Source organism: Rhodopila sp., assembly GCF_965276935.1.
In the GTDB taxonomy this organism is placed as follows: Bacteria; Pseudomonadota; Alphaproteobacteria; order Acetobacterales; family Acetobacteraceae; genus Rhodopila.
This window is the reverse complement of sequence record NZ_CBDIBS010000004.1, coordinates 2110719-2134695: the sequence shown is the minus strand read 5'-3', so window position 1 is coordinate 2134695 and position 23977 is coordinate 2110719. Positions and strand designations below refer to the sequence as shown.

Below are 23977 nucleotides of genomic sequence, written 5' to 3'. Positions count from 1 at the left end.
CCGCGCTCCCCCCCAGGACAGTGGAGGGGGAGCTAGCTTTTGTCACAGGTGCTGTTGTTGGTCTGGCAAGCTGAGCGCCGTTATGTTGACAAGCCCAGCATTGCCATGATTGGCGGCGCGCCGTCACAAACCTGTAAGCATGCCATCATCTGACCCGGCCTGCCGTTACGTCAGGCTATGGCGGATCAAGGCGTCGCGAAGATCGGCATCGTCGACTTGTTCAACGGCGGCGAGGGCGCCGTCTGGGGACAGTTTGCCAATAATTTCTTGCCGCAACTCCGGGCTACTGGCGTATTTCAGCATCGTGACTGCACGATCCGGGGCCAAGTTCAGCTGCCGGCTGGACACTGAGCCATCCACCTGCTCAAACGCCCTGAACCGACGAGCCGCTTCCTCACGACTTAATTCGGCATCATTGGCGAACCGCCGCCTGTTCGCCTTCCACTCCTCAAACGTCTGGTGGGGCTCTGGCAAAGCCTTTGCTTCCGATAGCGCCTGTGACACAAGGCGTGACCGAATATTGACCGAAGCAGCGAGTAAGTCGGCTCTGACGCGCTGGCGATGCTCGGATTTGACTAATTTGTTGGTGGATTTCCCATAGTCGAAGACATCTGTTTCCCGAAATTCGAGTTTTGGCAGCGCCCGCCGTCGTCTGACGGCATTAACCTCGTCTACATATCGAAAAGCAACGCCATTACCATGGCGGTAGAAGTGGTTTTCGAATTCCTCAACCCAATTCTCATTAAATGGAATGTAAGGTTTTATTTCTTCATATCCAGCAATTAGAAGAAGTTCTTCACACTGCTCAAAGTTCCAAGCATACTGACTTTGAGTTATTTCCCACTTACGACCCATATTACTATCCTTTACTATACTATAACGCCGCTCCCAATTCGGAATTGCCGCGTAGGCATTAGCCCATAGTCACGTTAGAAGTGCCGTCACAGGACTGCAAGGACAAAATTTGCACCTTCGCCCGACAAAGTATGATCATGTATCACGATTTTGTATCGTCTTTAATCTTGAGACTTTAGGGGCTCCAGCTGGTTCCGACCCGAGCCGACCTCGATCATTGGCCTCCGCTGAAGCCTGACGCCGAGCACGATCCAAACGTCTCTACGACCCAAAGGTCCGCCGGTATGTCTTGGTCATAACCTCGTCAAGCCGAGCATCAGGCACGAAGTCGGCCATGTCATCCGGACGGGTTAGCCCTGGAAGCTGGCGCGGGCAGTCGGAGGGCATTCCCAGGATCTGGGTGATGGGGTAGAGCGCGGACCACGCCGGTACGGTCTCGTAGTCCTCCTCGTCGTCCGCCACGTGCTTGTCGCGGATCTTCCCCGATGCGGTCTCGATCACCATGCCCATCATCGACGTCGCCTTCAGTTCCTGCGCATTCGGCTGACGGATGAGTTTGGAGCGGCCCGGATAGACGCGGTCGATGAAGTTATCCATCAGCCGCAGCTTCTCGTCGGTGTCCTGGACGATGTGGGCGTGTCCGAAGGCCATGACGGCCCGATAGTTGACCGAGTGATGAAAGCCAGAGCGTGCCATGACCAGCGCATCCAGGTGGGTGACCGTGAGGCATACCTCGACGCCCGGGGCCTGCGTGCGGATCATCCGGCTTGCGGAAGAACCGTGCCAGTAGAGATGGTCGCCTTCCCGCCAGAAGCTGGTGGGCGTGCAGTACGGCCGGCCATCGATGACGTAAGCGATGTGACAGAGCAGCGCGGCGTCGAGGATCTGATAGATCGTCTTCTTGTCGTAGCGACCTCGGTCAGGCGTGCGCTTCACCCGGTTGACCGTGGTCATCGGAAATCTGGCAGCGTCGTTCTCGTTCGAGATGCTGGCGTGTGTCATGGTCCCTGGTGTCCTGAGAAAGCGATTGCGGGTCGCACAGTGACCGCAATGAGGTTCATGATAAAGAGCCAGTTCCAGGAAAGAGGAATGGACCAGTTATGGCGACACGAGCCCGCAAGGCGCCGCCTTTAAGGATCGTGCTGGACGCCAGCCAGTCGGCACCTCTGCACAAGCAGATCGGCGAACAAATCCGCCGCGCGATCCTGGAACGTCGGCTTGCCGCGGGTACGAAGCTGCCGTCATCACGCCTGATGGCGATGGAACTCAACTGCGCCCGGGGCACGGTCCTGACGGCGATCGATCACCTGATCGCGGAGGGCTACGTGGTTACCCGGGCCGGGTCTGGGATCTCGGTCGCGACGAACCTGGCCGACGAGATGCTCATACCGCCAGGCGTTGTCGGCCAGCCGGATGGCGTAGTGGCGGGAGAGCCAATCCTGCCGAAGCGAACCCGCGCCTTGCTCAGTCACAAGCCGGTCATGCAGAGTCCGGCTGGCGCCCCGTTGATCGCCTTTCCGATTGGACAGCCGGATCGCCTAGCCTTTCCATTTGCGCTTTGGGCGAAGCTACTGGCGCAAGAGTGGCGCAAGCCGGCCTGGCAAGTTGCCGGAGTGCCTCATCCATTCGGCCATCCTGGCCTGCGGGAGGCGATCGCGTCCTACCTGGCTGCAGCCCGCGGCTTTGCCTGTGAGCCAGAGGCCGTTGTCGTCACCTCCGGCGTTCGGCAGAGCGTTTCACTGTTCGCTCGTGTCGTTCTCGAGGCGGGAGACGCTGTATGGATCGAAGAACCCGGCTATCCCGGAATGGACGAGGCCTTGGCGGCGGCCGAGATACGCGCGGTGCCGGTGCCGATCGATGACGCCGGCTTCTCGCCCGAGGCGGCGCTGGCGCTGGCGCCAAACGCGCATCTGGCTGTCGTCGCGCCCTCGCACCAGTTTCCGCTCGGGACGGTGCTGACCTTGCAGCGCCGGCTGGCTTTGCTGAACTGGGCTAAACGGACCAAGAGCTGGATCATCGAGGATGATTTTGATGGCGAATATCGCTATTCGGGGCGCCCTCTCGCGCCGCTGAGGGCACTCGATCAAACTGGTCGGGTGGCTTACCTGGGAAGCTTCTCCAAGCTGTTGTTCCCGGCGCTGCGTTTAAGCTTCCTCGTTCTGCCTGCGTCACTCATTCAGATCACTGAAAGGATCATGGAGGCAATCTCGACCCCCGCCTCGCTGCTCGGTCAGGGTGCACTGGCTCGGTTCATCGCGGACGATCATCTGGCGGCCCACCTGCGACGGACGCGCCTGCTGTATGCCAGCCGTCAGCAAGCCCTGATTGCTTCGGCGGAGCGCCATCTCACAGGCTTGCTCGACATCGCTCCGGACCCGGGCGGAATGCACCTGATCGGCAGGCCTCACCGCGATCTCGAACCGGCTTTCAACGACCAGGCCACGACCGCCGCCGCGGCGGCAGCTTCTGTGCGGGTTTCGCCCCTATCGGGATGCTACCGTGGTTCGCCGCAGACACACGGCCTTCTGCTGGGCTATGCGGGAACTCCAGAAGAGGACATCGATCCTGCAATCATGAGGCTACAACACGTTCTTGGCGGGCACCGTCAGGAGAGCCAACCAGGACCAATGCAACGTTGCAGCGCCACTCAATCTCGATGATGGCTTAAAGCGCGATTGGTTTAGGTTGACCACGAATCGCGCTTTAACTTATTGTTTGATCGCGTGATTCACGCCTTCTGAGTGGATCAGCCTCAGGCGATCACGCATTAGGGCTGGCTACGATTACCGCCCCTTGAACATTGGCTTGCGTTTCTCGTTGAACGCCAGCACGCCTTCACGTCGGTCCTCGGTATCGACCAGCCGGTTGTAGGCCTCAATCTCGAACATCAGGCCGCGCCTGAGATCCATCTGCAGGCCCTGATGGATTGACTTCTTGGCCTGCCGCACCGACAGCGGCGCGTTGTCCGAAATCGTCCGCGCCGTTTCCAGTACCTCGTCCATCAGCGTGCCAGGCTCGCAGACCCGGTTCAGAATGCCCCAGTCCAGCGCCTGCCGAGCGCTGAACGGCTTGCCGGTCAGGATGATCTCCTTCGCCCGCCGTTCCCCCACGACCCGAGACAGGGTTTGCGTGCCGCCGCCACCCGGCATGATGCCGATGGTGACTTCGGTCAACGCGAAGCGGGCGGTGCTGACGGCATAGGCGAAGTCGCAGACCAACACGGTCTCCAGGCCGCCGGCGTAGGCGTGGCCATTGATCGCGGCGATCACCGGCACCGGGCATTCCAGCAGGGCATCGCGACCACGCTCGAAGAGCTCGTGCTGGTGCTGCCATTGCTTCGGCGTCAGATCCTTGCGCTGCTTCAGATCGCCGCCGGCGCAGAAGATCCTTTCGCCCGCACCAGTCAAGATAATGCAGCGTATGTCCCCTGGATCGTCGATCAGGCTGGTCCACAGCGCGAGCAGATCCTGCCCCATCCGCGTGTTCTTGGCGTTGCCGACCTCGGGCCGGTTAAGTGTGACCTTCAGCAGATGGTCGCCGATAATTTCGGTAAGCAGTGTCTCGTATGACGTCATGGATTAGATGATCGATCCAGCACCAGCCGACGTGGCGTATGACATACATCACGTATGACACGCTGACGGCCTATTACTGCTGGCATGGGCATGCTCAACCTACAGCCGCTGATACGGCAGGTCTGGACGCGGGCATATCCGGTTGGCGGAGGCCGGCGATCCGCCACTTGATTTGGACGCGTCAGCGTAAATCACGGTATTCCGCCTCCATCAATCATGATGCATTTCAAGGCGCGCAAGGGACAATCACTAACGCGATGACACGAACTCGGCAAGCCATACGCGGCCACTGATGGGGTTCGTGCTGCGAACTGCCTTGCTTGCCGCCTCGAGCAGACGGCGTCGGTTAATTGCACTGTATTGGCCCCATCAGGCCTCGATCAGCCTGGATCGCCGTCAGCACCGTGGCCAGCGTTAATCGCGCCATGCCGTCATGCACACCGACATCGGGCGCGGTGACCGGTACGATCTGGCTGGCGTGGTGAAACGGCCGGGTCGTCCCAAACAGCGCATAGGTGCGGAGGCCGACCGCGGCAGCCATGTTCATGACGCCAGTGTTGTTGCCGACATAGAATCCGGCCTCGGCCAGCAGTCCCGTCACCTCCGCCAAGTCCCAACCCAGGGCCAGCGCGATCCGTCCCGCCCTGCCTGGCACTGCCCCACGGATGGCGGCGGCGGTGTCGGCATCCTCCCCCCCGCCCAGCAGGACGACCAGTGGCCAGCCGGCATCCAGCAACGCGGCCACGAGCTTGGTGAAGCCCGCCGCACCCCACTGCCGCAGGGCTTCGCTGCTGCCAATGCCGATAGCGACGAACGGCAGGCCTGAATGTCCCAGGCGATGCCGGGCCGCGGCGCGGGCGGCGGCGGTGACGGCAAGAGACGGTTCAGCCGAGGGCAGCGGGATGCCGGCAGCCTCCAGATATTCTGTCGCTCGGCCATGTTGATGCAGTTGGGCCATGCTGTGCGGAAGGAAGGGACCGGTGTTGAGGAACAGGCGCTGTCCGCCCCAGCCATAGCCGCGCCGGTCCGGAATGCCGGCTAACCAGGCCGCGGCGGCGAGCGACCTGCTGTGATGCAGCAGCACGATCGAGCCAAAGCCGCCCCCGCGCATCAGCCTCGCTAGGCGGAAAAATCCGCCAATGCCGTCATGTGCGCCGCGTGCGCCGCTGGGATTGAGGTCCAGCCGAAGGATTGCGCCAACCGCCGGTTCGTTCGCCAGAAGCTGGTCCGCCAAGGCCCGCGGCTTGGCGAGCAGAGTCACCGGCATACCGGCGTAGGCCGCTATCGCGCGGATATGCGGCACATGCCAGACCATGTCGCCGATACCCGGCAACGGCTGAACCACCGCGACAGGCGGGCGCAGGGTCACGCGGATCGAGCGCCCTTCAAGATTGCAATCGCCGTCATGCCTGTGTCCGGATCACGGCGAACTCGGTATCGGCTCGCGACATCGACTGTCAATACCGACTGTCAATGGAACTGTGCAGGCAGGACAGCACGTTGATGCACCCAACACCTCACCGGAAAATGAAGCATACATTCACCGGCTCGCGTGTTGTGCTGTTGCAGCAGAATGTAGAGGCCAGAATTTGTGAGCGGGACAGCCGAGGGTGCCGACTCTGACGTGCGACCTGACAGTGCGGATCAGAACGAGGGCATGAACGCACGCGCGCGCGGCGAGAAGCCTGAGCGCGGGCCGGACAAATCACGCGACGACAGATCACCTGACGACAAGGAAAGCCGGCGCGACAAGCCAGAGGACGATTCTGACCGCGACAAGGACGACGACAACAAGCCTAGAAGCCGCTGGCCGCTGATCATCCTGGCAATTGTCGTTGTGATCGCGGCCATCGCCGGCGGGATTTACTGGTTCCTGACGCGCAACCTGGAAAGCACCGACGATGCCTATACCGATGGCAACGCCGTCTCTTACGCGGCCCAGGTGTCGGGATACGTGACCCAGCTCAACATCAACGACAACACCTTCGTTCATGCGGGCGACCACTTGCTGAAGATCGACCCGCGCATCTACATCGCGACCCGCGATCAGGACCGCGCCAGCCTCTCGCTGGCGCGGGCGCAACTCTCCAGCGCCCAGGTCGCGCTGGACATCGCGCGTGTCCAGGCTCCGGCGTCCCTGCAACAGGCGCAGGCCCAACTCGTGGAAGCGCAGGCGAACAAGTCCAACGCCGAACAGGGCTATATCCGCCAGCACGCGGTCGATCCGCGGGCGACCACGCAGACGAGCATCGATCAGGCCAACGCGCAGATGCGGTCCACCACCGCGTCGGTGGCAAATGCCCAGGCGCAGGTGAAAGTCGCGGATCTGGTGCAGCAGAACATCCAGTCGGCCGAGGACACGGTTCGCCAGCGCGAGGCCCAGGTCGCCCAGGCTGAAGCCAGTCTTTCGCAGGCGGAGGTCAATCTGTCCTACACCGACCTGATCGCGCCGCAGGACGGCTACATAACCCGCCGCAACGTCGATCTCGGCACCTATGTCCAGGCTGGTCAGCAAGTGTTCTACATCGTCACGCCGCAGGTCTGGATAACGGCGAATTTCAAGGAAGGACAGCTCGCCGACATGCATCCCGGCCAACATGTCTCGATTGATGTCGACGCCTATCCGAACCTGCACCTGCAAGGCCACATAGATAGCATCCAGCAAGGCAGCGGCGCCCGCTTCTCGACCTTTCCCGCCGAGAATGCGACCGGCAATTTCGTGAAAATCGTCCGCCGCGTGCCGGTCAAGGTCATCATCGACAGTGGCCTCGACAACAACCACGGCCTGCCACTGGGGATTTCCGTCGAGCCGACGGTCACGGTCCGGTGAGCGACACGCAGGACTGGAAGCCGAGCGCCAATCCATGGCTGGTCGCGATCGTGGTGACGCTGGGCGCGTTCATGGAGGTGCTGGACACCACCATCGTGAATGTCTCGCTGCCGCACATCGCCGGCTCCTTATCGGTCAGCAGCGACGATGCCACCTGGACCCTGACCACCTACCTGGTCGCCAACGGCATCGTGCTGACGATATCCGGCGCTCTCAGTCGCCGGATTGGCCGAAAAAGGTATTTTCTCATTTGCATCGCCGGCTTCACGGCGACCTCGTTCGCCTGCGGGATATCGACCAACTTCGAGGAAATCCTGCTGTTTCGCGCTCTGCAAGGCTTGTTTGGCGGCGGCCTGCAGCCGACGCAGCAGGCGATCGTCCTGGATTATTTTCCGCCGGAGAAGCGACAGCAGGCGTTCTCCATCACCGCCATCGCCATCATTATCGCTCCCGTCATCGGCCCGGTGCTTGGTGGCTATCTGACCGATCAGTACTCATGGCACTGGATCTTCCTGATCAACGTTCCGATCGGGATCGCGACGTTGTTCGGCGTGCTGGCACTCGTCGAGGATTCGCCGGCGATCGAGCAAGCGAAGCGGACCGCGCCGCGCTTCGACTACCTGGGGGTGATTTTTATCGCCCTGGCTCTTGGCTGCATGGAAGTCGGCGTCGATCGCGGCGAGGATTACGATTGGCTGGGTTCGACCTTCATACGGGTCATGTTCATCCTGTCGGCGGGCGGTTACGCGTTCGGCATCGCCTACCTGCTGTACGTGCGCAATCCGGTCGTCAATCTGCGGGTCTTCAAGGATCGCAATTTCGCTCTGGCTACCTTTGAGATCGGGATGATGGGGTTCGTGCTGTATGCCAGCGCCGTGCTGATCCCGCAATTCGCGCAACAGCAGCTTAATTACACCGCGACCTGGGCCGGCCTGGCGCTGGCACCGGGGGCGGTGGTGCTGACATTGCTGATCCCTGTCGCCGGCAGAATCCTGAATTTGGTGCCCACCAAATACGTGATCGCCGCAGGGGGCCTGTCGTTGGCAGTGGCGCTGGTCTACTCGATGAATCTTGTCCCAGAGCTGGATTTTTACCATCTGGTGCTGTTCCGGGCCGCGCAGACCGCGGCCTTGGCCTTGCTGTTCGTCCCGATCAGCACGATCGCCTACGCGACGGTGCCGCCGCAACTGAACGGCGATGCGGCGGCCTTGTTCACCATGTCGCGCAATGTGTTCGGCGGCATCGGGATATCGATTTCGACCGCATTGATCACCGACCATCAGCAAATCCGTCAGTCCTATCTCGTCCACAACCTGACACCGACCAATCAGCCCTACGACGTGCTGCTGCAGCAGGTTCAGCAGGGTCTGACCAATGTCGGTCAGGCCGCCGGGCAGGCGCAGGCGGAGATCAATCAAATGCTGCAAGGCCAGGTCGCCGTGCTGGCCTACAACGATGTTTTCCTTATCACCGCCGGCCTGGCCCTGTTTATAATTCCGGCCGCGCTGCTGATGTCCGGGATCAAGACCAAGTCCGGCGGCGGAGCGCACTGAGCCATGCGCCTGCTCTTTTGCGGATTGGCTGTTTGCCTCACCGCCTGTGCGGTCGGGCCCAATTATACGCCCCCGAAACCACCTGACATCGCGAACTTCAAGGACCCATCGGTGCGGACCGCCAACACCGTCACCGAGCAGACCAATCCTGACCCGCGCTGGTGGAACGGCTTCAACGATCCGGTGCTGACGAAATTGATGCAGCAGGCGATTGCCGGCAATCTTGATCTGCAGCAGGCGGTTCTGCGTGTCGTCGAAGCGCAGCAGAACGAGGTGACGGCCCGCGCCGGCCGCCTTCCCCAGGTAAACGGCACCGGCAGCTACACGCGCGAGCAGTTGGGGCTTCGTGGCCTGCTGCTCTCTCAAGGCACTTATGGACAGTTGAACACGCTGACCAACCAGGGCTCGACGGTCGATCAGTTGAGCCCCGGACTAGGCAACAGGACCAACACCGCGCTTAACGGCGCGCTGAACCGGTTCGAGCAGCCGATCAACCTGTTCAGCTATAGTCTGAGTTCCTCATGGGAGCTGGATCTGTTCGGCCGCGTGCGCCGTTCCCAGGAGCAGGCCGGCGCACAGACCCAGGCGCAGATCGAAGCCACGAACGACGCGCTCGTCATGCTCGAAGGCCAGGTCGGCCAGGCTTATGCGCAGCTTCGCGGTGGTCAGGTGCTGACCGCCAGTCAGCAGGAAAACGTGCGCACCAGCCAGTCGGCGCTCACTTTGACACAGCAGCAGCAAGTTCGGGGTCTGGCGACGGACCTCGACGTCGAGCAGGCCCGCACCCAGTTGGCGAGTGCCGAGTCGCAGTTGCCGGGCTACGAGAAACAAACCGAACAGGCGATGAACCGGCTCAGCGTGCTGACCGGCCAACCGCCTGGCGCGCTTGATGCGATGCTTGGTCCGTCCGCGCCGCTGCCGACAATTCCGGCGGTGGTCGGGATTGGTGTGCCGTCCACCCTGGCCCGCCGACGCCCAGACGTGCGCGAGGCGGAGGCGAACCTGCACGCCATGACCGCCAATGTCGGGATCGCGGTGGCCAGCTTCTATCCCGACGTCTCGCTGACCGGCAGCTTTGGGCTGCGGGCGCTCGACGCCGCCTACCTGACGAACTGGGCCAGCGCCTTTTACTCGTTCGGCCCGAGCGTCTCCTTGCCGATCTTCCAGGGTGGCCGCCTGACCGCCAATCTGCGCTTGGCGCGCGCCCAGCAAGCCGCGGCTGCGCTGTCCTATCGCGGCACGGTGCTGAACGCACTGCGCGAGGTAGAGGATGCGCTGGTGGCCTACCGGACTGATCGGGCCCAGCGGGACAAACTGGCCGAGACTGTTCGCTCGGGGCAAATGACGCTGTATCTGGCACGCAATGCCTACACCCACGGCCTGGAGAACTTCATCCAGGTGCTGGATGCCGAGCGGACGCTGATCGGCTCACGACAGCAATTGGCGCAGGCCGATGTGACACTGACCAACGATGTCATATCGTTGTACAACGCGCTCGGTGGCGGCTGGCAGGATGATGCGAATGGCAGCCCAGCACCGAGGATCAATCCGGCCCCGCCGCCTGTGCCGGCCGCGCTGGACAGCGTTGCCGCGCAGTAGGGCTTTATCCGGCGAGGCGAGCAACCCTATGGTTCAGGGGCGCCGCTGTGTCCCCGCCGTCAGTGCATCGCAGCGTTAACGCATCGCAGGGGAGCAGCCGACCCAGAAAAGCGACATTCGCTGAGTGGCACCGGAACTTCCGCGCAGTCTGGCCTTGCATGCGGTGAATAGCTTTGTTAATCGCCGCACATCGTGCGGCGAACAAAATACATTTACGAACGCGCTGATTGGCCTAGGTTTCGTTGGAGCAGCGAGGCGGTCTTGGATCAGCTCGCCGCAGTCCGTCACCACCAGGGTCGGTTGCTAGGACGGATTGAGGCGCTGGGCTTCAATCTCCGTGCTGAGACGACACTGCAAACGCTAACTCGGGATGCTCTCAAAACAAGCGAGATCGAGGGCGAGTTGCTCGACTACGATCAGGTCCGTTCATCGCTCGCGCGCCGGCTGGGCATGGAGAAGGGTGGATTGCGGCCCGTGGACAAAAAGGCGGACGCGATTGCCGCTGTCGTGCTCGACGCCACCCAGCGCTTCAACCAGGCTCTGACGACCGAGCGCCTATTCGGATGGCATGCGGCTCTGTTTCCAAACGAGAGCCGTGGCCGACATCCGATCAAGGTCGGCGGATGGCGGACCGACGAGCATGGCCGAATGATCGTTGCGTCGGGCCAGCTCGACAAGGAGACCGTCCACTTCGAGGCGCCGCATGCGCAGAACGTGCCGGCGGAGATGGACCGTTTCCTACACTGGCTTGAGGATCCGGCGGATAAGACGGACCTTGTCCTGAAAGCCGCTCTGGCTCACATCTGGTTCGTGACAATCCATCCGTTCGATGATGGGAACGGACGCATTGGCCGTGCCATCGCTGACATGATGCTCGCCCGGTCCGAAAGCACCGGACAGCGTTGCTACAGCATGTCGGCTCGGCTCCGTCTGGAGCGGCCAGCCTACTACGTGACGCTTGAAGCCACCCAGAAGGGCAACCTGGACATCACGGCCCGGTTGGCTTGGTTCCTGACCGTGCTGGACCAGGCCTTGTCCGATGCAGATGGCATTCTGGCCGCCACGATCCGAAAAGGGCAGTTTTGGAAGGAGATGGCTGAGTTGCCAATTAACCAGCGCCAGCGCGAGATGCTGAACCGCTTGCTGGACGGGTTCGAGGGCAAGCTGACCAGCTCGAAATGGGCGCAGATCACCAAATGCTCGCAGGATACCGCCCTGCGCGACATCGGCGATCTGACCGGCCGCGGCATATTGGTGCAGGATGCTGCTGGCGGGCGAAGCACCAGCTACAGGCTAAAAGGCGAGAGGTTCGGGTGAACTCGCTGATGGGCCTAGTCCGGAAGCGGGCGGGTCGCCTCAGACATGGGATAGGGAGAAGCAAACGCTAGCGTCATATCAAGGACGTCGGCACCTAACAACGAACGTGGGTCGATGAGAAAATATTATGTCACTCGAAAAGGGCGTTCTTACATAATTTTACTTGACAATGATCGGCAATGATGGGTTGGCAACGTACCCCCACGATAATGCTTCGATGAATGGCCAACTATACGTAGCGAGAGCCTCCAGTCCGCGCGTTCTAGTTGAACTTTTGCGGAAGGGGGATGTATTGCTCACCCTCCTTATGAAAAACACCGCGAATTTGCAACGGTGTGCTGCTTTTCTGCAGAAAGCGGATCCTTAGTTGGTTTTTGAGCTAACGCCTCCTCCCGTCATAGGTGCGTATGAGAATGCGTTGGTTTTGATGCCGTTGGTCAGGGTGACGTCTGGCTTGAAACCGCCCACAAAAGGTACAGGGTTAGGATCAAGTTCCGCGTCCTTATCCGTATTGTCGCTAAGGATTAACACGTGCGCTATTGGCTCAAACAAGTGCGATGCTGATACAATAACTTCGAGGCCCTGCGTATCCGTCAGCGGCTTGGTTTTCCAACTAATGTGTACGAAGTGGACACCGCTTACAGAGATGTCCGCTACTAGGATATCGGCAGAGGCAACCGCAAGTCCGAAATGGGCGCAAAGCTGCCGCGCCATTGCCATTGTTCTGGCTTGCGTCGGCCAGAAGCCCAAATTCAAACTGACCCACTATGCCCATCGCAGCGTTAATGCTTGCAAAACCAGCGCCGCTCCCTTAAATGGTCGGTTCCCCAATATTCAAACCCGGAGGATGAGCGCATGGCACGCGTCACCGTCGAAGATTGCGTCCAGAAGGTGCCCAACCGGTTCGAACTGGTCTTGCTCGCCGCTCAGCGCGCCCGCAACATCAGCCGTGGCGAGGAGCTTACCATCGACCGGGACAACGACAAGAACCCCGTCGTCGCCTTGCGTGAGATCGCTGACGAGACGATCGAGCTGCCCCGGATCGAGCAGGACCTGATCAAGTCGCTGTCCCGTTCGCCGGAGCCGGAACCCGCCGACGAGGAAGTGCTGGACCTGATCCCCACGGATCAGAATATCTTTGGTCTGCAGGATGTCAGTGCCGAGGAAGAAACCTCGGGCTTGCCGGTGGAAGGCGAGGATCTGTCGCCCGAGGATATGGAAGCGGCCATCGCAGCCGAACTTGGTAGCCGGTCAGCGCGGTAGCCCGAGATGACAGACGGGGGCTTCGGCGGTGACATGAAACGGTCCGCGCCGGCCCCCGCACGGTCCGGTTCGGGCGTCGACGTGCTTGAGCGCGACGTTGCGCCGGACGTCGAGGCAGCATATCAGTGTGAAATCGCCGCCAAGGTTCATGCCTGCGATCCCAAGGCCGATGTCGACCTGATCAACGTGGCGTTTCACCTCGCCGCACAGGCGCACGGCATCCAGCGCCGCGACAATGGCGACCCCTACATCACGCATCCGGTTGCGGTCGCCGGGATCCTGGCCGACTACCGGCTTGATGTCGCCTCGATCGTAACCGGCCTGTTACACGACGTGATCGAGGATACGCCGGTCAAGCTGGCGCAGATCGAGTCTCGGTTCGGCAAGGAGATTGCCGGCTTGGTCGACGGCGTCACCAAGCTGACGCGGCTGGAGCTGCAATCCGATCGCACCAAGCAGGCGGAGAATTTCCGCAAACTGGTACTGGCCATGAGCAAGGACATCCGCGTCCTGCTGGTCAAGCTGGCGGACCGGCTGCACAACATGCGTACCTTGCATTTCGTGCGCGACCCGGACCGGCGCAAGCGCATTTCCCGTGAGACCATGGAGATTTATGCGCCGCTCGCTGAACGCATCGGCATGGACGCGATCAAGACCGAGTTGCAGACGCTGGCCTTCACTCAGCTTGAACCCGAAGCCTATGCCACGATCCAGGCACGCCTGAACTTCCTGCGCGGCCAAGGGGCGGATGTCATCGATGAGGTGCGGCGTGAGCTGATCCGTGTCTGCAAGCAGGGCGGCGTTGATATCGTCGAACTGACCGGGCGCGAGAAGTCGCCGTTCTCGATCTGGGAGAAGATGCACCGCCGCAACGTCGCATTCGAGCAGTTGTCCGACATCATGGCGTTTCGCATCGTCGTGGCGACGCAATGTGACTGCTACGCCGCATTGGGCGCCGTGCATTCCGCCTATCCGGTGATCGCCGGACGGTTCAAGGACTACATTTCGACGGCGAAATCGAACGGCTACCAGTCGCTGCATACCGGCGTGACCCTGCGCGAGCCGCGCAACCAGAAGATCGAGGTGCAGATCCGCACCGCCGAGATGAACGATGTGGCGGAAAACGGCGTCGCCTCCCATTGGGTCTATAAGGCGCCGGAGAAGAAGCTGGACGGGACCGAGGTGCAGCGCTTCCGCTGGGTGCAGGACCTGCTGGAAATCCTCGATAATTCCGATGCGCCGGACGAGTTCCTGGATAACACGAAGATGGAACTCTATGCCGACCAGGTATTCTGTTTCACGCCGAAAGGCCAGTTGATCCAGTTGCCGCGCGGCGCGACGCCGGTCGATTTTGCCTACGCCGTGCACAGCCAGGTTGGTGACACCTGCGTCGGCGCCAAGATCAACGGGCGGCTGATGCCGCTGCGGCACCACCTGCAGAATGGCGACCAGGTGGAGGTGATGACCGCCCGCGGCGGCACGCCGTCGCCGCAATGGGAACGCTTCGTTGTCACCGGCAAGGCGCGTGCCCGGATCAGGCGGTTCATCCACCAGGAGCAGCGCCAGCAAAGCCGCGACGCCGGGCGGGCGGAACTGACCAAGGCGTTCCGTCAGGCCGGGGTTGATGGATCGGAAAAGGCGCTGGAGCCAGCACTAAAGGCGTTGAAGATCGGCGCCCTCGACGACCTATACATCAACATTGGAAACGGCAACCTGACCGCCAGGGATGTCGTCCATGCGGCTTACCCAGAGTTGCGCCAGGCGCCGCGTGCGCCGCGGATCATCCCGACGCTGCTGCCGCGTGGCCGCTCGCCCACCCGGCAGGACCATGACATGCCGGTTACTGGACTGGTGCCTGGCATGGCGTTCAGCTTCGCCGGCTGCTGTCATCCGGTTCCGGGCGACGAGATCGTCGGGATCGTGACGACCGGCAAGGGTGTCACGATTCACAACCGGGAATGTCAGACCCTGACCGTCTTCGCCGCGACGCCGGAGCGTTACATCGATGTGGACTGGAACTACGAGGCGGTCGGCAAGGGCGGTGTCAACGGTGTCGCATCCGGACAGACCGCGCGGATCAGCGTTATCGCGGCCAATGAACGGACCGCGTTGGCCGACATGGCCAACGCCATCGCCAAGCAGGACGGGGCGATTGCCAACCTGAAGATCGTCAACCGCCAGCGGGATTTCATGGAAGTGCTGGTCGATGTCGATGTGCGCGACATCGCCCATCTGTCGAAGGTCATCGTCGGGCTGCGCGGACTGAAGGAGATCAAAGGCGTGGAGCGAGCGACCGGTGGGTAAGCGGCGAGCGACCGGTGGATGAGAAGCGAGCGACCGGTGGATGAGGCGCGAGCGACCTATATGGATTGGCAACAGCCGGTGAGGGACCACCCATGATTCTGGGTCTAGGGTCCGATATCTGCGACATCAGACGCATTGAAGCCGCCATGGCTCGCCACGGCGGCCGCTTCCTGGAACGCATTTTCACCGAAATCGAACGGGCAAAGGCCCTGCGGCGAACCGAGAAGATCCAGGCCGCCACCTTCGCCAAGCGCTTTGCCGCCAAGGAAGCCGCCGCCAAGGCGCTTGGTACCGGCTTCCGCCGGGGGGTGTTCTTTGCCGATCTGGGCGTGGTCAATCTGGCGAGCGGCAAGCCCACCCTGGTAATGACCGGTGGATCGGCGGAACGGCTGCGCGAGATCACGCCGCCAGGGATGGTGGCTCAGGTTGATCTGACGATGACCGATGAATATCCCTATGCCTACGCTCAGGTGATCATCTCTGCCGTTCCAATGTCGTGATGCTTTCTGGGCAGCCACCCGTCCTCGAGGGTTTCCCATGCGTCCCAGTGGGTATTGCCCGAAAGCTGGCGGGCATCGGCTTGCCTATCTTGCGCCCGAGGGCCTACGACCAGGGCGGCGATGATCGTCGTCGGATAGTGCCGCTGCGAATGGCCGCGATGCGGCGTCAACGCCGCCAGCATAAACCCAAGCCGCCTGGCCGCGGACCTTTCCATACCCGCCAGACGGTCAGCGGCGGATTTTTGCCTGTATGCTTCACGGGCTATTGCTGATCCTGCGCCGAATCAACAGGCGCTCCGCCGCACGAACCGGAAACCTATCCTGAGGCAATCGGCGTGATCCTGTGGATGATTTCGTGTTGAAGCGCCTTGTTCCTCGAAACCCCCTATTCCTTGACAGGCCGGGCGCGCATGGGCTTGATCCGGGCACATTTCGCGACTCCCGCCGCTGAACGAGAATCTGAAAGTCCGTTGCTCCCATGGCGACCATCAAGGCCAAACCCAGACGGCAAGCGAGCGCCTGGGCCGAGAACATCAAGACCATCGTCTATGCCGGGCTGATCGCCGTCGGCGTGCGGACCGTTGCGTTCGAGCCATTCAACATCCCGTCCGGCAGCATGATCCCTACCTTGCTGGTTGGTGACTACCTGTTCGTGTCGAAATACAGCTACGGCTACTCTCGATACTCGCTTCCGTTCGCCCCGCCGCTGTTCTCTGGCCGCATTCTTGGATCGTTGCCCAAACGTGGTGATGTGGTCGTGTTCAAATATCCTCGCGATACCTCGGTTGATTACATCAAGCGGATCATCGGTCTGCCGGGCGACCACATCCAGGTGCGCCAGGGACAGCTATACATCAACGGTCAGATTTGTCCCCGCCAGTCGGAGGGCGACTACCTGGCGGACGACAACGGCATCAGGATCATGGCTGCCCTTTATCAGGAAACCCTGCCGAACGGCGTCAAGCACGACATCCTGAAGGAGCGTGATGACGGGTGGGTCAACAACACCCAGGACTATGTCGTTCCCGCCGACCGCCTCTTCGCGATGGGCGACAACCGGGACAACAGCGCGGACAGCCGGTTTATGGATGGCGTCGGCTTCGTCCCGGTCGAGAACCTGGTCGGGCGCGCGGACATCCTGTTCTTTTCGATCAACGCGGAGTACCCGTGGTGGGAAGTCTGGGAGTGGCCCGCCGAAATCCGCTGGAGCCGCCTGCTGCAAATCATTCACTGAATGAGCCAATCCTTTGAAGCCTTGTTGGGCCACACCTTCAAACGCCCGGTCCTGTTAAAGGAGGCGCTGACCCACCGCTCCGCCTTGACAGGTCACGGCCTGCCTGGTCATGGCCGCTCGCATGGGTCGAACGAGCGGCTGGAATTCATTGGCGACCGGGTGCTGGGGCTGATGATGGCAGAATGGCTGGCCGAACGGTTTCCGCGGGAACAGGAAGGCGACCTTGGCCGCCGGTTGGCATATCTGGTGTCGCAACCGGTGCTTGCCACCGTGGCTGAAACCATTGGCCTCGCCGCCGTCCTGTCTGTCGCACCCGGTGAAGCCAAGGCCGGCGTGACGAAACGTGCCACGGTGATGGCCGACGCACTAGAGGCCGCGCTGGGCGCGCTTTACCTGGATGGCGGCCTGGATGTCGCGCGGGATTTCGTGCGCAGGGCGTGGCACAACGCGATGACGGGTCAGGCGGAGCCGCCGAAGGATCCCAAGACAGCCTTGCAGGAATGGGCGCAAAAGCGCGGCCTGGAGCTTCCAGTCTATGAGGTCACCGGCCGCTCCGGGCCGCCTCATGCACCTGCGTTCACCGTCACCGTCTGCGTCGGCGATCTGACCGGTACCGGAACCGCCGGCAACAAACGCGCCGCCGAACAGCTGGCGGCCGAGGCGCTGACCGCCAGACTGCCATCATGACGTCCCGCGGCATGTCCCGCTGTGGCTTTGTCGCGATCGTCGGCGCGCCGAATGCCGGCAAGTCGACGCTGATGAACCGGATGACCGGCGCCAAGCTGTCGATCGTCTCGCCCAAGGCGCAGACGACACGCTTCCGCGTCCTCGGCATCCTGATGCGTGGCGAGTCTCAGGTCCTGCTGGTGGATACGCCCGGCATCTTCCGGCCGCGCCGCAAACTGGATCGTGCGATGGTCGCCGCCGCCTGGACCGGGGCGGCCGACGCCGACGTGGCCATCCTGCTGGTCGATTCGCGATCGGGCGCGACCGAGGCCGTACGCGGCATCGCCACCAAGCTGGCGGCATCCGGCCGGCGGTGCTGGCTGGTGTTGAACAAGAGTGACCTCGTCTCCCCGCCGTCGCTGCTGCCGCTCATCGCCACCATGGGCGCGCTGGCGACGTTCGAGGAGACCTTCATGGTCAGCGCCGTCACCGGCGACGGGATCGGCCCGCTGTCGGACGCCCTGGCCGCCGCGGTACCCGAAGGTCCGCATCTGTATCCGGGCGATGACCTGACAGACCTGCCGGATCGGCTGCTGGCCGCCGAAATCGTGCGCGAGCAGATCTTCATGCAGACGCACGAGGAAGTGCCATACGGCGCCACTGTTGAAACCGAGAGCTTCCAGGAGCGGAAGGACGGTTCAGTCCGCATCGATGCCACCGTCTATGTGTCACGGCCAGGCCACAAGGCGATCCTGATCGGCGAGAAGGGCAACAAGATCAAAGCTATCGGCGCCCGCGCACGCCTGGACCTGGCCTCGCTGCTGGAACGCCCGGTGCATCTGTTCCTCAACGTCAAGCAGCGCAGCGGCTGGGATGAGGAAGCCGCCAGGCTGCGTGCGATCGGGCTGGACGACCCGGGCCGAGCGTGAGGAGGTAGGCTAGTATCCTGGGTCAGAAGTTCGCCATAGTGGGTAAACCCCTAAATCCCCGGCCACTCGCTCTTTGTTTTCAGTGGTCTGCTTATCCCCTCCGTCCGTCACAAGATATGACGAACTTCGGGGGCAGGACACTAGGCCCGCATCAGTCCACGCACATGTACGGCGGCAGATGCGGCCAGCGAATCGAGATCATAACCGCCCTCCAGCACTGAAACCACCCGCCCGTCGCAATGCCGGTCGGCCAGCGCCACAAGCTGCTCGGTGATCCAGGCGAAATCCGCGGTTTCCAACCGAAGCTGAGCCAGCGGATCGGCAACATGCGCATCAAACCCGGCGGAGATGATCAGCAGCCGGGGCCGGAAGGCCTCGAGCAGCGGCAGGATCGTCTTCGACCAGGCGGCGCGGAATGCGGGACCGCCGTCGCGGGGATGCAGCGGAACGTTGATGACATTGCCAGATGTGCCGCGTTCGGACGGCGCGCCGGTGCCCGGATAGCAGGGGCTTTGATGCGATGAGGCATAAAACAGGTTTGGGTCAGACTCGAACATCGTCTGGGTGCCGTTACCATGATGCACGTCAAAATCAACGACCGCGACACGTTCCACGCCCCAGTGCACCCGTGCATGCAGTGCGGCGACCGCGGCATTGTTAAACAGACAAAACCCCATCGGCCGGCTCGGTTCCGCGTGGTGGCCGGGTGGGCGGACCGCGGCGAAGGCCGATCGGGCCCAACCATTCATCACCGCATCCACGGCTTTGACAGCGCCGCCAGCGGCGCGGGCCGCTGCTTCAGCGCTGCCAGCACTCATGACAGTGTCGCTGTCTAGCTGGATTGGCTGGCCAAGCTCCGGCTGGATCGCCAGGATTGCCTCGACGTAGGCGCGCGGATGTACCCTGGCAAGCTGATCGATGGTGGCCAGCGGTGCTTTCTCCCGCAGCAGCATGGAGAATTCCTCAGCCTCCAGCGCAGCAAGCACAGCGCGCAACCGTTCCGAATTTTCAGGGTGATAAGGACCGGTATCGTGCTCCAGGCACGCCGGATGAGTGATCAGAGCGGTCGTCACGTCAGCCATCCTTCCTGGGACACACAGCCTGGCCCATGTCATCCGGACGCCGGCGAATGACAAAGTGGAATATCCCGGCTTCCTCGCTCCATGCCAGCAGGGCATGTCCGGTTTCCTGGCAAAACGCCTGGAAGTCGCCCACCGCGGCACGATCGGTGGCGAGGACCCGCAGCCTGGCCCCTGGGATCATGGTGCGCAGTGCTCGGTTGGCCCGCAGCACCGGCAGCGGGCAGTTCATCCCTTTCACGTCAAGCAGTGTCTCGCTCATATCGAAAACATGCCACTGAATTCCCAAAGAACCAATTCCAGGACACCTCGGCGCCATCGGCGGGGCAACGCCGGGCAGTACAGGTAGGGGGTATTTACCTGAAGCCGTGTGTTGCGGCTTACCACAGTCTGGCGAACGCCAGCGTCGCCTCAATCGTCCAGGAAGCTGCGCAACTTCCGGCTTCGGCTTGGATGCTTGAGCTTGCGCAGCGCCTTGGCCTCGATCTGGCGGATGCGTTCACGGGTTACGTTGAACTGCTGGCCAACCTCTTCCAGGGTATGGTCGGTGTTCATGCCGATGCCGAAGCGCATGCGCAGCACCCGCTCCTCGCGCGGCGTCAGCGATGACAGCACCCGCGTGGTGGCTTCGCGAAGATTCGCCTGGATCGCGGCATCCAGCGGAATGACAGCCGCCTTGTCTTCAATGAAGTCGCCCAGATGCGAGTCTTCCTCGTCGCCGATCGGCGTTTCCAGGCTAATCGGCTCCTTGGCGATCTTCAGGACCTTGCGGACCTTCTCCAGCGGCATCCCCAGCTTGTCGGCGAGTTCCTCCGGTGCCGGCTCCCGTCCAATCTCGTGCAGCATCTGCCGGCTGGTGCGCACCAGCTTGTTGATCGTCTCGATCATATGCACCGGGATGCGAATGGTGCGTGCCTGATCGGCGATCGACCGGGTGATTGCCTGGCGAATCCACCAAGTCGCGTAGGTCGAGAACTTGTAGCCGCGGCGATACTCGAACTTGTCCACCGCCTTCATCAGGCCGATGTTGCCTTCCTGAATCAAGTCCAGGAACTGCAGACCGCGGTTGGTGTATTTCTTCGCGATCGAGATCACCAGTCGAAGGTTCGCCTCGATCATCTCCTTCTTGGCCCGCGCGCTGTCGCGTTCGCCACGTGACACTGTCATATAGACGCGGCGGAACTCGGCGATCGGCAGGCTGGCGTCAGTGGCCACGGCGGAGATCTGGGCGCGGATCTTGCCGATGTCGGTGGGATGCCTGGCGACGAACAACTTCCAGCCCTTGCCGGTCAGCTTGCCGACCTTCTCCAGCCAGTTCGGGTCGAGTTCCTGGCTCCGGTAATTCTTCAGGAACTCCTCGCGGTTGACCTTGCAGCCCTCGGCCATGCGCATTAGTTGGCCTTCCAGCGTTGTCAACCGCTGGTTCAGCAGCTTGAGCTGGCTGACCAGCTCCTCGATGCGGTTGTTGTGCAGCCGCACCTGGCCGACCTTCTCGACAAGCTCCTCACGGATCTTCTCGTAGCTTTTCTCCGAGCGCGAGGTCATCTCCTCGCCGCTGGTAATCGTCTCCAGCCGCCGGTGCTGCATCTTGTGCAGCTTCTTGTAGAGGTTCTCGATTTCCTCGAAGTGGGCCAGTACCTCAGGCTTCAGCTTCTCTTCCAGCGCGGACAGCGAGATGCTGGGGCCGCCATCCTCATCATCCGCATCCGCGTCATCACCGCCAGCGAAGCCATTGACGCCGGGCGCGTCGGCGGCGGCGGCGTCGGTGTGATCCGCCGCCTCGGGCGCTGGCGCCCCGGCGCCGTCGGTCGCTTCCAGATCGACAATATCACGCAGCAGCATCCGGCCGGCCTTGAGCTGGTCATGCCAGGTGATGATGGCGGCGAAGGTCAGCGGGCTTTCGCACAGCCCGTTGATCATCATGTCGCGGCCGGCTTCAATGCGTTTGGCGATGGCGATCTCGCCTTCGCGGGACAGCAACTCGACGCTGCCCATCTCGCGCAGATACATGCGCACCGGGTCGTCGGTGCGGCCCAGGCTCGCCTCATCGACGTTGCCTGACGGCTCCTCTTCCTCCGCCTCGTCGGCCTTCTCGGCCTTGGCGACGGGCGTCTCGCCCTCCTCGGACTCCTCGCTCTCGACGACCTGGATGCCCATTTCCGAGAAATTGGCCATCACGTCTTCAATCTGCTCGCTGCTGTTCTGGTCGGGCGGCAGGATCGCGTTCAGCTCGTCGAAGGTGATGTAGCCGCGCTCCTTGCCCTTGGCGATCAGCCGCTTCACCGCGACGGTCTGGACATCAACCAGGGTCGATTCGACATCCTGCTCCGCCGTCACGGTATCGCCGGCGACCATTGGCTTCGTAGCCATTGTTCAGGGCACTCCTTCGTCTATCGGGCGGCGGCCATCTCGGCGAACATACCCGTCATGATGCTTCCAGAGGTCCGCCACCGTCGGGCTCGCCACTTGTAATCCTGATCAACGCCTCGCGCAGGGCAATCTGCCGTCGCTGTGTCTCGGCGGTCAGGTTTCGCTGAGCTTCCATCTCGGCTAAAGCGACTTCCTCGCGTAAATGTTCCACGTTCAAGAACCCAAAAAAATGCCACCATCCTTGTTCGGCCTCGGCCGGCATGGCGGATGACATCGCGCATTCCGGCAGCGGCATCGACCGCGCCGACAAGATTTGCTCGATGTCCGACGTATATCCGGATTTCGTGAGGTGGTCCATGAGGCCTGCGAAGTCAAGTCTTTCAGCGGTTTCCGCCCAGGCAAACAGAGCGTCCCGCAATCGCGACAGCCGATCGTCAAGCAGCAGGGTGGCATAGGCAGTCTGCACATCATGCAGCAGGAACGGGTGGCGCAGCAAAATCACCGTCAGGATGCGCGACCATTCCGTGGTCGTCGTTGTTTTATCGATCCGAATGCGAACAAAACGTGGCGGAACCAGCGGCGGCCGGCGACCGCCGCCGAAGGATCGCGACGAGACCGCATGGGGTCGTGCTGACCGGCTGCCGCTGAAGAACCTGTCGAGCAGCACCCGGCGATATTCACTGGCAAGGGATTTGTCGGTGATCCGGTTCGCCGCCTCGATCAACCTTGATCGCAGCGACGCGCGCTGCTCCGGCGTCGCCTCGCCGGCGGATCCGCGCACGATGTCATACAGCGCTTCGGATGGCGTCCGCGCGGCATCCAGCACCGCCTGCAAGCTGCGTGGCCCGCTCTTGCGCAGCAGGCTGTCGGGATCCTCGCCGGCCGGCAATGTGGCGAATTTCAGCGACTGGTCTGGCGTCAGCAGCGGCAGCGCCAGATCCATCGCCCGGGCCGCGGCCCGGGCGCCGGCGCTATCACCGTCAAAGCACAGTACGGGGCACGCGGAGACCCGCCACAGTTCTTCCATCTGCTCGGTGGTCAGGGCGGTACCGAGTGGTGCGACTGAACCGGCAAAGTCGGCCTGCACGACGGCGATCACGTCGAGGTAACCTTCCACCACCAGCAGCACGCCGCCATTGCGGACCGCGGCGCGCGCCTGGTCGAGGCCATACAACGTGCGGCGCTTGGAAAACACCGCCGTTTCCGGCCCGTTGAGGTATTTAGGCTGACCACTGCCCAGCGTCCGGCCGCCAAAGCTGATGATCGCGCTCCGGCGGTCACGGATCGGAAACATTACCCGATTGGAGAACAGTTCGAACTGGCGACCCGTTTCGTCATCACGACGAAGCAGTCCGGCTTCTTGCAACTGCGCGGCGTCAATGCCTTGTCGCGCCATCGCCGCGGTTAGTCCGCCGCGCTCTCCAGCCCAGCCTAAGCCGAAACGGCCGATAGTTTCCTCTGACAGGCCGCGGCCGAGCAGATAATCCCACGCCGGCCGCCCGTCCGGCAGCTTCAGGCGTTGCTGATAGTGTAGCTGAACCGCCTCCAGCACGCCCACCACATCAAGCCGCCGGCGTTCCGCCTCCGCCGCCGCGGGTGAGGGTTTTGGCACCTCCAGCCCGGCTTCGGCGGCGAGCTGGCCAATTGCTTCCATGAAGCCGAGGCCCTGGCTCTGCATCACGAAGCTGATCAGATCGCCATGCGCGCCGCAGCCGAAACAATGATAACCATCTTCATAAACGTAGAAGCTGGGCGATTTCTCGCCGTGGAACGGACAGCAGCCCTTCCACTGCTTGCCGGAGCGCGCCAGACGCACCCGGCGTCCGATCAACGCGGACAGCGGAATGCGGGCGCGGAGTTCATCGGTGAAGCTGGCAGGAAGGGCCATGCGGTGATTTTGATC

The 23977-nt window shown here is 62.2% G+C and carries 20 protein-coding genes; 11 read left to right on the top strand and 9 right to left on the bottom strand.

What is annotated here, in order from left to right; genetic code table 11:
• Positions 1-165: 165 nt before the first annotated feature.
• Together ACQY4S_RS26290 and ACQY4S_RS26285 are read right to left on the bottom strand one after the other, a co-directional pair.
• Entirely contained in the window at positions 166-855 is a 690-nt protein-coding gene (locus tag ACQY4S_RS26290; protein ID WP_428488122.1) for a hypothetical protein, read from the bottom strand.
• 261 nt (positions 856-1116) lie between these two features.
• Positions 1117-1857 carry a pyridoxamine 5'-phosphate oxidase family protein gene (locus ACQY4S_RS26285; protein WP_428488121.1) on the bottom strand — a complete coding sequence of 247 codons (741 nt, stop codon included), beginning with the start codon at positions 1855-1857 and terminating at the stop codon, positions 1117-1119.
• Between the two features lie 98 nt (positions 1858-1955).
• Here ACQY4S_RS26285 and ACQY4S_RS26280 point away from each other — a divergent pair, with 98 nt between their 5' ends.
• Positions 1956-3515 carry a PLP-dependent aminotransferase family protein gene (locus tag ACQY4S_RS26280; protein ID WP_428488120.1) on the top strand — a complete coding sequence of 520 codons (1560 nt, stop codon included), beginning with the start codon at positions 1956-1958 and terminating at the stop codon, positions 3513-3515.
• Positions 3516-3638: 123 nt separating this feature from the next.
• Here ACQY4S_RS26280 and ACQY4S_RS26275 read toward each other — a convergent pair whose 3' ends face one another.
• Complete coding sequence (locus ACQY4S_RS26275; RefSeq protein WP_428488119.1) at positions 3639-4430, bottom strand: enoyl-CoA hydratase/isomerase family protein; 792 nt, start codon at positions 4428-4430, stop codon at positions 3639-3641.
• 346 nt (positions 4431-4776) lie between these two features.
• On the bottom strand, positions 4777-5799 hold the full coding sequence (locus ACQY4S_RS26270; RefSeq protein ID WP_428488118.1) for a glycosyltransferase family 9 protein: 1023 nt from the start codon (positions 5797-5799) through the stop codon (positions 4777-4779).
• 288 nt (positions 5800-6087) lie between these two features.
• Here ACQY4S_RS26270 and ACQY4S_RS26265 point away from each other — a divergent pair, with 288 nt between their 5' ends.
• The 4 genes from ACQY4S_RS26265 (at position 6088) to ACQY4S_RS26250 (ending at position 11729) form a co-directional block, all read left to right on the top strand.
• Positions 6088-7260, top strand: coding sequence for an HlyD family secretion protein (locus ACQY4S_RS26265; RefSeq protein WP_428488117.1), 1173 nt, complete (start codon positions 6088-6090; stop codon positions 7258-7260).
• Entirely contained in the window at positions 7257-8813 is a 1557-nt protein-coding gene (locus ACQY4S_RS26260) for a DHA2 family efflux MFS transporter permease subunit (protein ID WP_428488116.1), read from the top strand. The genes ACQY4S_RS26265 and ACQY4S_RS26260 overlap by 4 nt, the downstream gene beginning before the upstream one ends.
• Before the next feature lie 111 nt (positions 8814-8924).
• The gene (locus tag ACQY4S_RS26255) at positions 8925-10412 is read left to right on the top strand and encodes an efflux transporter outer membrane subunit (RefSeq protein WP_428488115.1); all 1488 of its coding nucleotides are present in this window, start codon (positions 8925-8927) and stop codon (positions 10410-10412) included.
• A 192-nt stretch (positions 10413-10604) separates the two neighbouring features.
• Complete coding sequence (locus ACQY4S_RS26250; protein ID WP_428488114.1) at positions 10605-11729, top strand: Fic family protein; 1125 nt, start codon at positions 10605-10607, stop codon at positions 11727-11729.
• A 363-nt stretch (positions 11730-12092) separates the two neighbouring features.
• On the opposite strand, the gene ACQY4S_RS26245 is transcribed toward ACQY4S_RS26250, so the two are convergent.
• Positions 12093-12443: a hypothetical protein gene (locus tag ACQY4S_RS26245; protein WP_428488113.1), complete on the bottom strand. Its 351-nt coding sequence runs from the start codon at positions 12441-12443 to the stop codon at positions 12093-12095.
• 141 nt (positions 12444-12584) lie between these two features.
• Between ACQY4S_RS26245 and rpoZ the strand changes: the two genes are divergently transcribed.
• The 6 genes from rpoZ (at position 12585) to era (ending at position 18625) form a co-directional block, all read left to right on the top strand.
• Positions 12585-12992 carry a DNA-directed RNA polymerase subunit omega gene (rpoZ, locus tag ACQY4S_RS26240; RefSeq protein ID WP_428488112.1) on the top strand — a complete coding sequence of 136 codons (408 nt, stop codon included), beginning with the start codon at positions 12585-12587 and terminating at the stop codon, positions 12990-12992.
• A gap of 33 nt (positions 12993-13025) precedes the next feature.
• Positions 13026-15296: a RelA/SpoT family protein gene (locus ACQY4S_RS26235; RefSeq protein ID WP_428488111.1), complete on the top strand. Its 2271-nt coding sequence runs from the start codon at positions 13026-13028 to the stop codon at positions 15294-15296.
• Between the two features lie 92 nt (positions 15297-15388).
• Positions 15389-15796: a holo-ACP synthase gene (acpS, locus tag ACQY4S_RS26230; protein WP_428488110.1), complete on the top strand. Its 408-nt coding sequence runs from the start codon at positions 15389-15391 to the stop codon at positions 15794-15796.
• A gap of 478 nt (positions 15797-16274) precedes the next feature.
• Positions 16275-17030, top strand: coding sequence for a signal peptidase I (lepB, locus tag ACQY4S_RS26225; protein ID WP_428488109.1), 756 nt, complete (start codon positions 16275-16277; stop codon positions 17028-17030).
• A complete protein-coding gene (rnc, locus tag ACQY4S_RS26220; RefSeq protein ID WP_428488108.1) occupies positions 17031-17717 on the top strand; it encodes a ribonuclease III in 687 nt (228 codons plus the stop codon).
• A gap of 11 nt (positions 17718-17728) precedes the next feature.
• On the top strand, positions 17729-18625 hold the full coding sequence (era, locus tag ACQY4S_RS26215; RefSeq protein ID WP_428488107.1) for a GTPase Era: 897 nt from the start codon (positions 17729-17731) through the stop codon (positions 18623-18625).
• A gap of 140 nt (positions 18626-18765) precedes the next feature.
• Here era and ACQY4S_RS26210 read toward each other — a convergent pair whose 3' ends face one another.
• From ACQY4S_RS26210 to dnaG, 4 genes are all read right to left on the bottom strand, one after another.
• Positions 18766-19698, bottom strand: a complete 933-nt coding sequence (locus tag ACQY4S_RS26210) for a histone deacetylase family protein (protein WP_428488106.1) — start codon at positions 19696-19698, stop codon at positions 18766-18768.
• Between the two features lies 1 nt (position 19699).
• Positions 19700-19966: a sulfurtransferase TusA family protein gene (locus ACQY4S_RS26205; protein ID WP_428488105.1), complete on the bottom strand. Its 267-nt coding sequence runs from the start codon at positions 19964-19966 to the stop codon at positions 19700-19702.
• Positions 19967-20115: 149 nt separating this feature from the next.
• Complete coding sequence (rpoD, locus tag ACQY4S_RS26200; RefSeq protein ID WP_428488104.1) at positions 20116-22074, bottom strand: RNA polymerase sigma factor RpoD; 1959 nt, start codon at positions 22072-22074, stop codon at positions 20116-20118.
• A 55-nt stretch (positions 22075-22129) separates the two neighbouring features.
• Positions 22130-23962, bottom strand: a complete 1833-nt coding sequence (gene dnaG, locus ACQY4S_RS26195) for a DNA primase (protein ID WP_428488103.1) — start codon at positions 23960-23962, stop codon at positions 22130-22132.
• Positions 23963-23977 lie beyond the last annotated feature (15 nt).